Origin of the sequence: Dyadobacter sp. UC 10, from assembly GCF_008369915.1 — a bacterium.
Lineage (GTDB): Bacteria > Bacteroidota > Bacteroidia > Cytophagales > Spirosomataceae > Dyadobacter.
Genome location: NZ_VSRN01000001.1, coordinates 3,905,690 through 3,920,408 on the forward strand (window position 1 = coordinate 3,905,690; position 14,719 = coordinate 3,920,408).

Sequence of the window (14,719 nt, forward strand, 5' to 3'; positions counted from 1 at the left end):
TCGTATTTGGATGTGTATGTAATAGCAAAGTAAATTAGATTTTTCCTATTTTTAAACAATTTCTATTAATCGGGCTACCGATCTTGGCTCAAAGGTATAACAGCCTAACGACAAAAAACTGAAATTATTAAAATACAATATTCAAATTCGGAAATAAGACTAAAAGAATAATTATAAAAATGGAAGGTACAAACGTTCAATATGACGAGGATAGCATAAGATCCCTGGACTGGAAAGAGCATATAAGATTGAGGCCGGGGATGTATATTGGAAAGTTGGGGGATGGTTCGTCTATTGATGATGGTATTTATGTATTAGTGAAGGAAATTGTCGATAATTCGATCGATGAGCATATGATGGGGAATGGAAAAACCATCGAAATCAAGATCTCTGAACATCGGGTGGAAGTACGCGATTATGGACGGGGTATTCCGCTCGGAAAGGTTGTGGATTGTGTATCGAAGATCAATACGGGGGGGAAATACGATTCAGGTGCGTTTCAAAAATCGGTTGGGTTGAATGGAGTAGGTACCAAAGCTGTAAATGCGCTTTCGCATTACTTTAAGGTGCAGTCCTTTCGGGATGGAAAAATGAAGGTCGCTGAGTTCGAGCAGGGGGGATTGCTGCGCGAATCAAAGGAAGAAACCACAAGCCAGCGAAACGGTACGCACACGCTGTTCGAACCTGACGGCACGATTTTCAAAAATTTTAAATACATTCCGCAGTACCTGGATAGTATGATATGGAATTACTGCTACCTCAATGCAGGATTGACCATCAATTTTAACGGTGAAAAGTATATATCCCAAAACGGACTGCTTGACCTGCTGCGAGGCAAAACCGATGCAGAATCGATCCGCTACCCGATTATTCATTTGAAAGGAGAGGATATTGAGTTTGCGATGACGCACGGTAACCAGTATGGAGAGGAATACTACTCATTCGTAAACGGGCAATACACGACGCAGGGCGGAACGCATTTGGTGGCTTTCAGAGAGGCGGTGGTGAAGGCCGTAAGGGAACATTTCGGAAAGGATTACGCGCCGGAAGATATTCGCTCTTCGATTAGTGCAGCAGTGGCGATCAGGGTTCAGGAACCCGTTTTCGAATCTCAGACGAAAACAAAACTGGGGTCCAATACAATCACACCCGATCCGAACAGTACAACCGTCCGCACTTTTGTCAATGACTTCGTAAAAGAAAGGCTGGACAACTATCTGCATATGCACCCGGAATCGAGGGATGCATTGAAAAAAAGGATTGAACAGTCCGAACGCGAAAGAAAAGAACTGGCTGGTATTAAAAAACTGGCCAATGACCGCGCCAAAAAAGCCAACCTGCACAATAAGAAATTAAGGGATTGCCGGCTGCATTTGACCGATCTTAAAAACGATTTGCGGTACGAAACTACCTTGTTTATCACAGAAGGGGATTCGGCCAGCGGCTCGATCACCAAATCGCGGAACATTCAAACGCAGGCTGTTTTCAGTTTGAGAGGAAAGCCGTTGAACTGTTTCGGCCTGACCAAAAAAATCGTTTACGAGAATGAAGAGTTTAACCTGCTTCAACACGCGCTCGATATTGAAAACGGTGTGGAAAACCTTCGCTTCAACCGCATCATCATCGCGACCGATGCCGATGTAGACGGAATGCATATCCGTTTGCTGCTAATGACCTTTTTTCTTCAATTTTTTCCCGATTTGGTTAGAAACGGGCACTTGTTCGTTTTGGAAACACCACTTTTCAGGGTTCGCAATAAAAAAGAAACGATCTATTGTTACAGCGACGAAGAAAAGCAGCACGCGATCAGCAAACTAGGCAATAAGCCTGAAATAACGCGGTTCAAAGGTCTGGGAGAAATATCACCCGAGGAGTTCGGGAAATTTATCGGAGAAGATATGCGGATCGAACCTGTAATACTTCAGAAGGAAACTTCAATCCAGAAACTGCTGAGCTATTATATGGGCAAAAACACGCCGGAAAGACAACGTTTTATTATAGATAACCTCAAAATTGAGAAGAACATCGAAGAGCTTGCGCTGGCAGGCTAGCACGCCAAAACTCATTGCATTAACCGATTAAGTAACATCAGCAGCGTAAAGTCTTTACAATTGTATCTATTGTACAGGCGGCATTCTGGCTGGGCCGCACCGGCCGATATCGCATCCTACCATTTTTACAAACCGATCTGTGGAATTACAGAATTTAAGAGATAGAATTGATACACTCGACGATCAGCTTTTAAACGTTTTGAATGAGCGAATGGAGCTCGTCAGGCAAGTTGGGGAGCTGAAAAGATCGTCGCAATCCATTATTTACCGTCCCGAAAGAGAAAAGCAGATCCTGGACAGGCTTGAAAAAAGAAATAACGGGCTCTTGACCCGCCAGGCGATAGACGCTATTTTCTTTGAGATTTTCGCAGTTTCGCGCAACCTGGAACTACCGGAAAGAGTGTCCTATCTCGGACCTGAGGGAAGTTTTACACACCAGGCAGCCGAAGGCAGGTTTGGCGCAATGAGCGAATATATGGTCTTGCCAACAATCCATTCGGTTTTCGAAAGTGTAGAAACCGGCCGGGCCAAATATGGGGTGGTACCTATTGAAAATAACCAGGAGGGTATTGTTATTGAAACGGTTGATTTTCTTCGGGAAAAGAACCTTTCAATTGTCGCGGAAGTGCTGTTGCAAGTGCATTTTACTTTCGCCTCGCAGTCGGATAGCCTTAAAGACATTAAAAAAATATATTCCAAGGACATTGCATTCCGTCAATGCGGCAAGTTCATTCATGAATACCTGGAAGGTATGAACGTAGAGCTGATCCCGGTTGAATCTACCTCGAAAGCTGCAAAAATGGCTTCCGAGGAGCCGGATGCGGCGGCGATCTGTTCATCCATTTCAGCCCGTCTGTTCGGGGTTCCTATTCTTTTTGATAATATCGAGGACAGCGATCAAAACCGGACGCGCTTCCTGATTTTGGCGAAGGATTTTGTAAATATCAAAAGTGAAGAAGACAAAACCACCATTATTGCCAATCTTCCCAATACGAACCGGCCAGGTGTTCTTTATGAGTTTTTGAAGGATTTCAATGATAGGGGCATTAATCTGACCAAGATTGAAAGCCGGCCGCTCAGAGGCGAAGCAGCATTCCGTACATGGTTTCTGGTAGAATTTTTAGGTCACATGCAGGATCCCCCGGTGCAGGAGATTATGCACAAGTACGGCACACATTTAAAGTGGCTTGGAAGTTATATAAAGGTTTCGTAAAACCTACTTTAACGTGCCCCGGTCAGCGTGCCCCGGTCAGCGTGCCCCGGTACAAGGAAGGCCAGTTTCCGTACAGTTCCACATTAGTTTCCGTTCCATCGGGGAGGCGTACTTTCGTAGTCCTGACTGCATTCGGGGACTGAAAGCTGTCCACAGCGAGTACAACAATCTGTTTTCCTTTTGTAATTGAAGTGATAAAAGGCTGCTTCTGGTCAATGGCCAGGAGCGCCTGCTCTTTTTTAGGGGTAATCCAGTCCCCATTGAAATTGAACGCCAAGTCCTGGACAGTACCACCAACGATCACGTCCTCAACCTGTTTCGCCATCCAATTCCCAAGCACGTAATATTCGGTTGGAAAATCCCAGTACCAGGGGGCACCTTTGCCTTTTGCGTTTCTTCCTACTTCGTTCTCCGGTGTTTTTCCATCGGCTGGATACCATTCGTAGCCCCAGCCCCAGCCGTCTTTCGAGAGCTTGTATGCATTCGGGTCGCTGCCGGAGGGCGGCCCATCCTGCCATAAATAGTATCCGTCAAAAAGGATCAATGAAAACAGTGAGAAGCTAAGCGCCTGACTCGCCGGCATCATTTCCAGCTGATTCATGATCAACTCCCCCTTTGGATCGGTAAGGTTGTAGTGCCAGGGGTTAATAGGATCCTTGTAAAGCGGCATATACCTGTTCCAGCCGTAAAAGATAAATTTGTTATCCTTCTGATAAGGAATCAGCTGGTTAATCCGCAGCGAATGGACTGCTGAAAGCAGCACAAAATTGTTAGGCGAATTGCCCTGCCCGTCCATGGCGAACATGGGCTTGGGATAAACGTCTATCGGCGTAGCAGTGAACGCTTTCCGAAGACTTTCGCCATTTGGCAATACATCGAAATTCGAGTTATTGGACTTTGGTTCCTGGTAATCTTTGATGAAATCTTTCGGATTAGCGCCGCCGACGGTATTTATATGCGGATTCGTGTAAGCCCCTCCCCCCCAATAATCCATCAGCCGCATCTCGGGGTGATTTTTACGGATAACATTTGTAAACCAGATCAGCCGCTGTTTTACCTCGGAAGGGTAGTGCTGGTTCCAGAACTCAAAGTCCAGTGCGTAAACGCCGAATCCGGGCACTCCGGCCAATGTTTCTACCTCTTCTTTGGTCAGTTTTGCAAACCATTTTTCGTCTTTATCATTGAAATAATTAGGAGTGGCGGTATAATGCAGTTTGTTGGAAGGGTATTCTTTTTCCGTATTGAACAGGTATCCGATACCACGCTTGTAGTAGTTGATGGAAGGAACTTCGTCGTTGAGGCGGTATTGTGCCACAATTTTATCTTTGATCGGGTCAAATTCCGGAAACTTCGTGTCAAATGTAACATTCAGTCCGCGGGGAGGTGAAAACCATTCCGGGATCTCGATGCGGGTCAATGCGGACTTGGCCTGATTGTCGACTTTACCTGAGATCCAGATATTTTGCTGACGTACCGAACGGTTTTTTAATGCATTCCACCAATCGTTGTAAGGAGCGTCAATCCATCGGGCGGTAACCGAATACAGATACCCTGGCCGCACTTCAATACCGTTTTCCAGGCCATTTACACCAATTCCGTCTATCATCACCACTTTCGTGCGGCCGTCATTATAATTGGCAAAGTCTTTTAAAAAGAGCTTCCCATCCCTTGAAACCGGGCGAACGTCCAGAAAATTGTCTTTGCTACCATGCCGGATCCACTGGGAAACGTCGGGAATTTCCTCTTTCAGTTTCTCGTCAAAATGGAAGGACGCGGTCGTTTCGCAGCCAGGCTGTCCGAGGCTGACCACCCTTATTCTTGCTTCTCCGGCATTAAGATCAGCTTTTTGGATAGTGAGCCAGGTTCCATACCGGTGCGGGAGATCTTTTAATGTCTGCGTTTTCCCGGATTGTGAAATTTCCACATCATAAGGAGCGAGCCCGCCTGCCTTCGCAGCAAGCTCGAACTGCATCTCGGAACCAATTTGCCGGTAACGCCTGATTGTCAGGTCACAAGCATTTGAAGATGAATCGATTGTAGTAGCGACCGGGAACCCTTTTGTGGTTTCGGGATAATACCTGTTTTGGGAAGGGCCGAAGCGGTTCCAGGCCCATAGGCCGGAACCTGCCAGGAATATCAGAATTCCAGTGGCCCAGATAAGAGATGATTTTGACAAGATTTTGTTTTTACGTACCACAAGCGATTGGTTACCACCAGCGATAGAACAAACCGATCGATCCGTTCACTGATGAAATTCCTTTTTCAATATAGTCGTGTTTGTAGACAGTACCGTCATATTTTACCCTGACATCCAGCCCAACTGAACCGTCTTTCTTGAAAAGGAATTTGGAACCAAGTCCTATGCCATATTTAGGAGCAATTTTTTGATGCTGGGACGAAAGGGTTCCGTAATATAGCACATTGTCGAGTATACTGATCCCGCCACTTAGCTGCGCATAGGGTTGAATAGACGAAGTTTTAGGAAGGAAGTGGTAGTTACCAAAAAGCTCGACAGGATATTGTGATAGCGTACGGGTTTGAACTGCTGAGATAGTTCCCTGTTCACCTTCATAAAAAGCACGCGGAATACGTTTCTGAAAATAGGTCGAACCGATTTCACCTCCGATCGAAATAGGGGAATTTCTTAATACCCATTCGATAGAAATCGATGCATTCCTGAAAGAAGCTTTGTCAATATAAGAGTCGGCAAATGAGCCCAGTGGTACTGCACCCATCAGACGAGCCGTAGCCAGGTAATGTGTGTACCGCTCAAAAGGAGACGGCAGCGTATAAAGCTTTGGCGCGTCCTGCGCGAAAGCCGGTAAAACACCTGCAAGAAGAAGGGCTAGTACTATTATTTTTTTCATTTTAGTTGACTTTTAAATATTCAGACTGGCCAAAAACCGAGTCCACCATTGTATCCACAAACTGCCTGTTACCGATACCAGCTCCCCTTACCTGCGCATCCCAGATCACATTGAAAGTCTTATCGGTTGTGTTGGGGTTCTTGAAATCCAGCATGGAAATCAGCCAGTAACTTTCGGCGGTTTCGTAATAGCTGTAATAACTGGGGTAACCATATCCGTAGCCGCCGCCCCAGTAGCCGCCATAATAGGACGAAAGTGGTTGTGAAACGACGTTCAGGTAGGTATTAGTAATCCAGGCCACGTTAATACCTACATCAGGATTACTTTTGGGGCTTACGTATTTATAGCCCAATCCCTGCATCTTCGTAATAATTCGGGTCAGGACATCCCTGTCGATGTCGGTAAGAGCCGTGCCTGATCTTTCGTTTTCAACCACGAGTACCGAGTCGACAATGCTAAAAGTTTTGTACTGCTTGAAATTGGCTGCTTTGTCATGGTTGGTAATGTACACCAGCGATTCTTCGGTGGACAGGTCACTGATCGGGTCTTTGGAACAGGAAGTCAATCCAAGTCCCGCTATTAGGAGAAATAATGAAGCTTTCTTGAACATTTTTGGTCTTGCATTTAAAGTTGTTAAATAAACGAAATTTGAAATCGAGAATTTTATTCTTACAGAATTAGGCTCAATTTTTTGGTCGAAATAGTTTGCTTTACTGGCAGTGACCTTTTTTTTTGAAAATTGGTTGTAACATTCTCGGGCTGATATTGCCTTGCATGCAACCGATAGACACATAAATTTTGTATTATCTGGGAACGGTTTGGTCGTATCCCGAAAACAGGAGATATCAATTCAAAAAAATGAATATCGGTAAATAAGGAGAAGGCAATAATCATCATCTTTGGTTTGAAAAGAACCAGCAGCACCTTGCAATAATCAATATGTATGGAAACAAAAGAAGAGATTTTAAGGATTATAGATGTTCTCAATGACTCGTACGAAAGCGAAGAAGCGTGGTACGGCCCATCGGTGGTAGAAGCTTTGCGGGACGTGACCCCTAAAATGGCGGAAGTCCGGCTCAGCAATAACACGCATTCCATCGCGGAGATCGTGTACCATATGACAACCTGGCGGATATTTGCAGTTCGGAAGATCCAGGGAGACGCCGAATTCGATATCAAAACCCAGGACAAGGACTGGAAAAAATTTCCGATCGTGGACGAATTTGAATGGGAAGCAATCCAGATGGAGTTGAGCTTATCGCAGGAAGAATTGATTTCAGAACTGGAAAAGATGGAAAGTGACAGTTTCCTGGAAGAATTCGTGCCCGGCCGTGATTACTCCTATTATACATTGATTCATGGTGTGATCCAGCATGACGTCTATCACTCGGGACAGATTGGATTGATCAAGAAAGCAGTGAAAGGAATGCGGCTTGAAGAAGATGATGACTATGGTGCATTCGACAACCGCACGGATTTCGACCAGGGATCAGATTACTATTGAGGTTGTATGAAATTTCGCATATTCATCAATAACATGTTATTTATTGTAAATTTTTCTTAGTTTGCATAATAATAGAGCGCGGTATTGCGAATGCTGCCAACGTTCTAGTGGTGTGGATATAGACATAAAGGCTGTCCGATATTTCGGTCAGCCTTTTTTTAAGTAGAAATCTGTGCAACATTTGGCTTATTAACATTTGATCATTCCTATGAAAATCCTAGTCGTTGAAGACGAACCAAAATTAGCCGGTTTTCTCAAACGCGGGCTCGAAGAACAATCCTGGGAAGTTGAGCTGGCGTATGATGGACAGGTTGGGAAAAAAATGGCGTCTAATTATAAGTTCGATGTCATCATCCTCGACGTGAATCTCCCGCTGCTGAACGGATACGATCTGGCCAGGCAGCTCAGAAACGATGGCTTGTCTACCCCGATCCTCTTTCTCACTGCCCTGGGTACGATCGACGATAAGCTCGACGGGTTTGAAGCAGGGGGAGACGACTATCTTGTAAAACCCTTTGAATTTCGCGAACTGATCGCCAGGGTGAAGGTACTATCCCAACGCAACAATGCCCGGGAGCAATCGAGCCAGGTGCTTTCACTTGCAGACCTTGAACTGAACCTGGACGAAAAAGTAGCGCGCCGGTCGGGCAACCGCATTGACCTTACTGCCAAAGAGTTTGCATTGCTCGAATACCTCATGCGAAACAGGGGCAGGGTGGTGTCGCGGGTTGATATCGCTGAGCAGGTATGGGACATCCGTTTCGATACAGGCACCAATGTGATCGACGTTTACATTAATTTTTTAAGGAAAAAGGTCGATAAAGACTATCCTAACAAACTGATTCACACAGTAGTAGGGATGGGTTATATATTTAAGGAAGAATGACAATAAAGGCCCGCCTTACACTCATGTTTACCATGCTGGTAGGCTCCATCATGGCGCTTTTTTGCCTGGCGATCTACTTTTTTTATGATCAGTACAGGGAAAAGCGTTTTTATTCATTTTTAAATGAGCGGGCACAAACCATTGCGCAGCTGGTAGAAGCCAGCAACGGTATCAGCAGGGCAGATGTAGAGAAAATAGAAAAGGAGAACAAAACAATCCTGCTGAACGAAGAGATCACCATTTATGACGGCTCCGATTCTGTCATTTATAGGAGTGGAGCCGAAAATCTCAACATTTCCAAAGTATCCCTGGCGGATGCCCGGGGAGGGAAGGAAATCAGGACGAAATACCACGACAAAGAAGTCATCGTAACCCGCCATATTTTGCAGGATCATCGCAAGCCGTGGATCGTAGTGATCATTGCCAGCGATAACCTGGGCATCAACCAACTCAACAGGTTACGTGAAATCCTCCTGATTGGCTGGCTATTGTCATTGGTACTTGTAAGTGTGGCCGGCTGGCAGTTTGCCAACGACGCGATCAAGCCGGTTGCAGATATTATCGACCAGGTCAACAACATTTCTGCGGGTAATTTGCATGAAAAGGTAAAAGTAGGAAGGGAGAAGGACGAGCTCGCATTGCTGGCGGAAACATTCAACCAAATGCTGACACGCCTTGAAATCGCATTTGTAGCCCAGAAGAATTTTGTTTCACATGCCTCCCACGAACTGCGTACACCGCTGGCACTGATTATGAGCGAAGCGGAGCTGAGCCTGATGAAGGAGCGGTCGCCACGCGAATACCAGGATGCTTTAAAGGGTATCTGGGCCGAGGCCGGGGAAATGAATGAGCTCGTAAACAGGTTGCTCGAACTTGCCCGTACCGATGAAAATGCATTCAAGGTCTCATTTAGCAAAGTTCGCATCGACGAAGTTTTGTGGCAGGCGAAAACCTCCACCGAACAAAAAAATCCGGGCTATCATGTAAACGTGAGCTATGAAAAAATCCCTGACGATGAGGAGCAGCTCAAAAGGTTTGGCGACGAAAGCCTGTTAAGGACCGCATTCGGCAACCTGATGGATAATGCATGTAAATATTCTGATGATAAGACAGTTAACGTATCCCTGGAAACTGGTAATGATCAGATCAGGATTTATTTCAGGGATAGCGGGGTAGGCATAGCGCCCACTGAGCTGCCTTATATTTTTGATACATTTTACAGGAGCGACGCCACGATCACGAAAGCTGGCTACGGGATTGGCCTCGCGCTGACCAAGCGCATTATCAATATGCAGGGGGCAGCCATCGAAGTATCGTCGGCCCTCGGTTCAGGAACAACCTTTACTATTACATTTCCTCCCTTTTAATTTCCTTTTAATTCGGCGTTAATGCGACTTTAACGCTTCTCAATCACTTTTGTAGCACAAAATCAGGTAGCTGATTTTACCAGCGACAAAGCACCCCATTATATATTCATTCACTTCCCGGCAGCATGCCGCGGGGCAACAGCAGTACCCGATTAAATTGAGTTAGGTGAGTAGTAGAGAACAACTAGCCCCCGGAGTTTTCGGGGGCTAATTTTTTGATCATTCAGATACGCGGATCTGTTTTTCGGTGTCTTCAATCCGGGTGGACGGAAGTGCCTCCGGATATTCCCGAACGATAAATTCAATCAGTTTTTCGCGGACGTGGCATCGCAGGTCGAATGTTTCACTTGAATTACGAGCAGACATCAGTGCACGGACCACCATCAGCTGGCCCTGCGTATCAGTAACCTGCAATGCCCAGGATTTTCCATTCCACAGCGGGGTGGCGTCCAGGATCTCTTTCAGTTTTTCGCGCAGATGCGGGATAGGTGCGTGGTAGTTAAGCTGGAAAAAGGCCGTTCCAATCAGCGCACTCTCGTTTCTTGTCCAGTTTTGAAAGGGCGTTTCAATGAAATAGGTGATCGGCAGTACAATCCGTCTCAAGTCCCAGATGTTGACAACCACGTAGGTCAGGTTGATCTCCTCAATCCGGCCCCATTCGCCTTCCACAATTACCACATCGTCTATTTTGATAGGCTGGGTAAATGCGATTTGAATACCTGCCATTAAATTGGCAAGTGACTTTTGCGCGGCAAAACCAATGATTACGCTGAATATGCCAGCGGACGTCAGAATACCCACGCCATATTGCCGCACGCTCTCGAAGCTAAGCAGCAATATTGATAGTCCGATTGTCACGATCAGGATGATGATCATCCGTTTGACAAACTTAATTTTCGTGAACATCCGTCTCGCGTGGTTGTTATCGGGCGTATTGAAATCCAGATGATCCATCAGGACTTTTTCAACGATGATCACAATACGCACGAGCAGCCAGGTAGTGGCGGCAACCAGTGCTATTTTACTGATCGCGAAGAGCCATTGATAATCCGGATGAATGGCCAGGTAAGTCCTTGTCGCGACAGTGATCAGGACCATTGGAACGAAAAAATAGAGTACGCTGGTGAGGTTTTCGCGTATTGCTTTTACCGCGCTCCACTGCCTTTTTAAAGCGGCAATTTTGATAATATTAATAAGTAACGCACTTATTATGAATCCGATGACTCCCGACAGGAGTATAATCAGCCAGGGTTCATTTTTGTAATCAAGTGTTTCCAGGAAATTCATTCATTCATCAGATATCGTTGAGACGTGCCACGATCATGCCGGTATGTTTCGGGACCGAAGCTACGTATTCTGCCAGCGGCACACTTGTCAATATCACTTTCTTGCCGCCAAGCGAGGCATGGATCAGATATGCCCTGCTGCCAATCTTGCTGATAATCCCCATGTGGTTCACATCAAGCCCTTCCACGGAGGAGGTGAATGCAACGATATCGCCATCATGCAGCATTGGCTCAGCTTTTTGAATGCCGGCTTTGGGAATGTAGCTGTGCTCTCTGGTATTGACCGCACTTTCCTGTTCCCTGATTTTTTCCCAAACCGAACTTTCAGCCATCGCAGGATACAGATTGGCGTGATTTGTCATGAAATTGATCTTCTTCGTAAAAGGTACTCCGCCGACTTTTTCAGTGATATTTTCCAGCCTGCCCCGTTTTTCGTTTTCATACATCCAGTCCAGTATGTAATGCAACCGGGAAGGGTAGCCGTCGATAATGCCGTCGCGGTAGCGCAATTTCGTCAGCTCATTTTTGTAGGCTTCGTAAGTCGCATTTTCGCTTTTTGCCACGGCGAGTGCAACTACACTTTCCACTAGCGTAGTACAGTCCAGCCCGTCGAATTTGCACACCAGTTTTTCTGTGGGATTACCTTCCAATGTGCCCGCCACGTAAGGAGTGCCCAGGAAAGATTCACTCATTCGGAGCACCTGGGTGCCGATATCGCTGCTTTCAGGCAAATCCATTTTCTGTCCAAAAACCTTTTGGAGGTTCGTCTGCGCATAAACTGCGCCGGTGATGGAGATAAGAATGGAAAAAACTGCAACTCTGAACATACTTAAATTTTTTAGCGGGGTGTAATGCAATTGGAGCGCCGTGTCGCATACGTTCCAAACTTCGCAATTACGTAAAAATAATGATCATAAGGCCCATTTGCAATGCTGATCTGTCGTTTTAAACCTGCCTGCCCACCCAGGCGCCGGCTTCATCAGCACTTTCACCGGATTATTTTTTCACGATCTCATATACAAATGCCGATGCGGGTGGCAGCTCTACATGCACGCCGCTTGAAGTGATGTTGGAGGCCTGCGGCTGAAGTTTTGAAGCGAAGGCCGGAAAAACAGGGATAAGCTTGTATTGAGTCGTATTTTCCAGCTTTAAAACGTTACTCCACGCATCCTGGGGAATTTGTACATTCGTTTCGATCGTTCTTTCGCGGTCGAAATTGTAGATAAAGAGCAGTCGTTGGTTTTTGGTGTGGCGGAGATAACTGTAAACGAGTTTTTTATCGTAATTATAACTCTGCCCGTCAACGTTTACATATTGCAAATCATAAAATTCTCCCGCAAAAACAGCTTCATTATCCCGTACAAAATGATTCAGGCTTTCGTAAAAAGACCGGAGCTTTCGCTGCTCTTCGTTCAGTAGATCGGTGTTGAAGCGGCCGCCATTTACCCACTGCTGAAATTCGGTGACACCCCAATAGTCGAAAATAGTAGTCCTGCCGTCTTCACCCTGAAATCCTTCGGCAACCGTTGGATTAACACCCAGTTCCTGACCGAAATAAAGCATCAGCGGCCCCGTATGAAGTGTAGCGCTGAGGACCATTGCGGGATATGCAAGCCACGGGTTACCTGCAAAATAACGCGACGCGATACGCTGCTCATCATGGTTTTCCAGAAAACGCAGCATGTTTTCGCTGATGTCGCCCGATTCCTGCTGCCAGATTTTCGTAATATCCTCCACAGTTCCGTGCCCCTCGATCAGTCGTCGGAGCGAGTTATAAAGTCCAACCTTATCATACAGGTAGTCAAATTTGCCCTGATAGATATAATTGTGATATTGTTGTGGATTATAGATTTCCGCGATAAAAATAATGTCCTGATTCACCTTTTTGATCTCCGGAATCACCCACGACCAGAATTCAACGGGTACCATTTCCGCCATGTCGCACCGGAACCCGTCCACACCCTTTTCCGTCCAGTATTTGAGAATATCATACATTTTCAGCCAGGTGGAAGGAATGGGATCAAAATGCGCGGATCTTCCGTTCAGGTAATCGACACCGTAGTTGAGCTTGATGGTTTCATACCAGTCGTACTGGCTTGGTTGCGCTTCAAAAACATCATTTCCGGTTGCCTTGGCTGGCCTTTCATGGTAGGGGGCGTCCAGCGGGACCGGCGGTTTGTGGCCTTCCGGAACAATAAAATCATGATTCGGAATGTAGTAAAAATTGTTGGCCGGACTGAAGCTCACGGAAACTTCATCATTTTCGCCAAAGTCCTTCACACCGGCAGCCCGCGCGTCGGAATGGTATTGTCTCGCCACATGGTTGGGAATAAAATCAATAATAGCTTTCAGCTGATGGGAATGCGTACGCGCGATCAAAGCCTCGAATTCCTGCATCCGATTGCTTACATCAACAGCCAGGTCCGGATCTACATCGTAATAGTCTTTCACGGCATACGGCGAGCCGGCTATTCCTTTGACGATCAGCGGATGATCGGGACGAATGCCAAATTGCGAATAATCGGTAAGGGTGGCATGTTCCAGGATGCCCGTGTACCATACATGTGTGATACCGAAGTCGGTAAGCGCTTTCAGTGCGGTATCGTTAATGTCATCGAACTTGCCGCAGCCATTTTCTTCAATAGTGCCGTAAAATTGGTTGGTAGTATTCTGGTTGCCGAAAAGGCGGGTGAAAATCTGATAAATAACAAACTTATTCTTGTTAACTGGGGACATAGCCTGGTTCTGCTTTAATGCGGTTGTACGGAATGAATAAAGACCTGGATTTTCTCTTAAATATTACACTAGTATCGGCCTCTCGAAAGCCCCGGCGGAGGAGATTGGGAATTTTTACTATTTTGCAAGATATTAATTTTGAAAATATGCCCTCTATTCATGCATGCCTTTTTGATCTCGATGGAGTGATCGTTGATACCGCGAGGTACCATTATATAGCCTGGCGCGAGGTCGCCAATGCACTCGGATTTGATCTCACACCAGCCCAGAACGAGTTATTAAAAGGGATCAGCCGCATGGAATCGCTCGATATTATCCTGGCGATCGGCGGAGTTGAACTGACTGACGAAGAAAAGGTTAAGCTGGCCACAGGGAAGAACATCCGCTACCTGGAGTTATGCAGTGAAATGACACCAGCTGACACCCTGCCCGGCGTGCGGCATTTTATAGATGAGCTCAAAGAAAAAGGCGTCAGGATCGCCCTGGGATCTGCCAGTAAAAATGCCCGGGTAATCCTTCAAAGTATTGATATGCTTTCCTATTTCGACTCGATCGTCGATGGAAACCGGGTTACAAAAGGAAAGCCGGATCCCGAAGTTTTCCAGCTTGGAGCCGCAGATCTGGAAATAGCTCCCGAAAACTGCGTGGTGTTTGAAGACGCTGTTGCGGGGGTTCAATCGGCAAAAGCCGCCGGCATGTATGCAGTAGGGGTAGGGGAAAAGTCTGTGCTCGCCGAGGCTGATACTGTCATTCCCGGATTTGAAAACTATACATTTGCAGGTCTTAACAATTCGCTCTCCTGATTTATT

The 14,719-nt window shown here is 46.1% G+C and carries 12 protein-coding genes; 6 read left to right on the forward strand and 6 right to left on the reverse strand.

Annotation, left to right across the window (positions count from 1 at the left end; genetic code table 11):
- Positions 1 to 179 precede the first annotated feature (179 nt).
- Positions 180 to 2,051: a DNA topoisomerase IV subunit B gene (locus FXO21_RS16270; RefSeq protein WP_149641064.1), complete on the forward strand. Its 1,872-nt coding sequence runs from the start codon at positions 180 to 182 to the stop codon at positions 2,049 to 2,051.
- Positions 2,052 to 2,190: 139 nt separating this feature from the next.
- Positions 2,191 to 3,264, forward strand: coding sequence for a prephenate dehydratase (gene pheA, locus FXO21_RS16275; RefSeq protein ID WP_149641065.1), 1,074 nt, complete (start codon positions 2,191 to 2,193; stop codon positions 3,262 to 3,264).
- Positions 3,265 to 3,286: 22 nt separating this feature from the next.
- On the opposite strand, the gene FXO21_RS16280 is transcribed toward pheA, so the two are convergent.
- Genes FXO21_RS16280 through FXO21_RS16290 form a run of 3 tightly spaced genes read right to left on the reverse strand, consistent with a single transcriptional unit; the run spans position 3,287 to position 6,741 of the window.
- On the reverse strand, positions 3,287 to 5,440 hold the full coding sequence (locus tag FXO21_RS16280; protein WP_149641066.1) for a hypothetical protein: 2,154 nt from the start codon (positions 5,438 to 5,440) through the stop codon (positions 3,287 to 3,289).
- Positions 5,441 to 5,471: 31 nt separating this feature from the next.
- Positions 5,472 to 6,131, reverse strand: coding sequence for a hypothetical protein (locus FXO21_RS16285; RefSeq protein ID WP_149641067.1), 660 nt, complete (start codon positions 6,129 to 6,131; stop codon positions 5,472 to 5,474).
- A gap of 1 nt (position 6,132) precedes the next feature.
- Positions 6,133 to 6,741: a DUF4136 domain-containing protein gene (locus FXO21_RS16290; protein WP_149641068.1), complete on the reverse strand. Its 609-nt coding sequence runs from the start codon at positions 6,739 to 6,741 to the stop codon at positions 6,133 to 6,135.
- A 333-nt stretch (positions 6,742 to 7,074) separates the two neighbouring features.
- Here FXO21_RS16290 and FXO21_RS16295 point away from each other — a divergent pair, with 333 nt between their 5' ends.
- From FXO21_RS16295 to FXO21_RS16305, 3 genes are all read left to right on the forward strand, one after another.
- A complete protein-coding gene (locus FXO21_RS16295) occupies positions 7,075 to 7,635 on the forward strand; it encodes a DinB family protein (protein WP_149641069.1) in 561 nt (186 codons plus the stop codon).
- Between the two features lie 208 nt (positions 7,636 to 7,843).
- Positions 7,844 to 8,521 (forward strand): response regulator, encoded by a 678-nt coding sequence (locus tag FXO21_RS16300; protein WP_149641070.1) that lies wholly within the window; start codon positions 7,844 to 7,846, stop codon positions 8,519 to 8,521.
- Entirely contained in the window at positions 8,518 to 9,888 is a 1,371-nt protein-coding gene (locus FXO21_RS16305) for a sensor histidine kinase (RefSeq protein WP_149641071.1), read from the forward strand. Before FXO21_RS16300 ends, FXO21_RS16305 begins: the two co-directional genes overlap by 4 nt.
- A gap of 219 nt (positions 9,889 to 10,107) precedes the next feature.
- Here the strand turns inward: FXO21_RS16305 and FXO21_RS16310 are convergent, their stop codons facing one another.
- The 3 genes from FXO21_RS16310 to FXO21_RS16320 all read right to left on the reverse strand — a co-directional run bounded on the left by FXO21_RS16310 (position 10,108) and on the right by FXO21_RS16320 (position 13,910).
- Positions 10,108 to 11,175, reverse strand: a complete 1,068-nt coding sequence (locus tag FXO21_RS16310) for a mechanosensitive ion channel family protein (RefSeq protein WP_149641072.1) — start codon at positions 11,173 to 11,175, stop codon at positions 10,108 to 10,110.
- 7 nt (positions 11,176 to 11,182) lie between these two features.
- A complete protein-coding gene (locus FXO21_RS16315) occupies positions 11,183 to 12,001 on the reverse strand; it encodes an N-acetylmuramoyl-L-alanine amidase-like domain-containing protein (protein ID WP_149641073.1) in 819 nt (272 codons plus the stop codon).
- A gap of 169 nt (positions 12,002 to 12,170) precedes the next feature.
- Entirely contained in the window at positions 12,171 to 13,910 is a 1,740-nt protein-coding gene (locus tag FXO21_RS16320; protein WP_149641074.1) for an alpha-amylase family protein, read from the reverse strand.
- 146 nt (positions 13,911 to 14,056) lie between these two features.
- Here FXO21_RS16320 and pgmB point away from each other — a divergent pair, with 146 nt between their 5' ends.
- Positions 14,057 to 14,713: a beta-phosphoglucomutase gene (pgmB, locus tag FXO21_RS16325; RefSeq protein WP_149641075.1), complete on the forward strand. Its 657-nt coding sequence runs from the start codon at positions 14,057 to 14,059 to the stop codon at positions 14,711 to 14,713.
- Positions 14,714 to 14,719 lie beyond the last annotated feature (6 nt).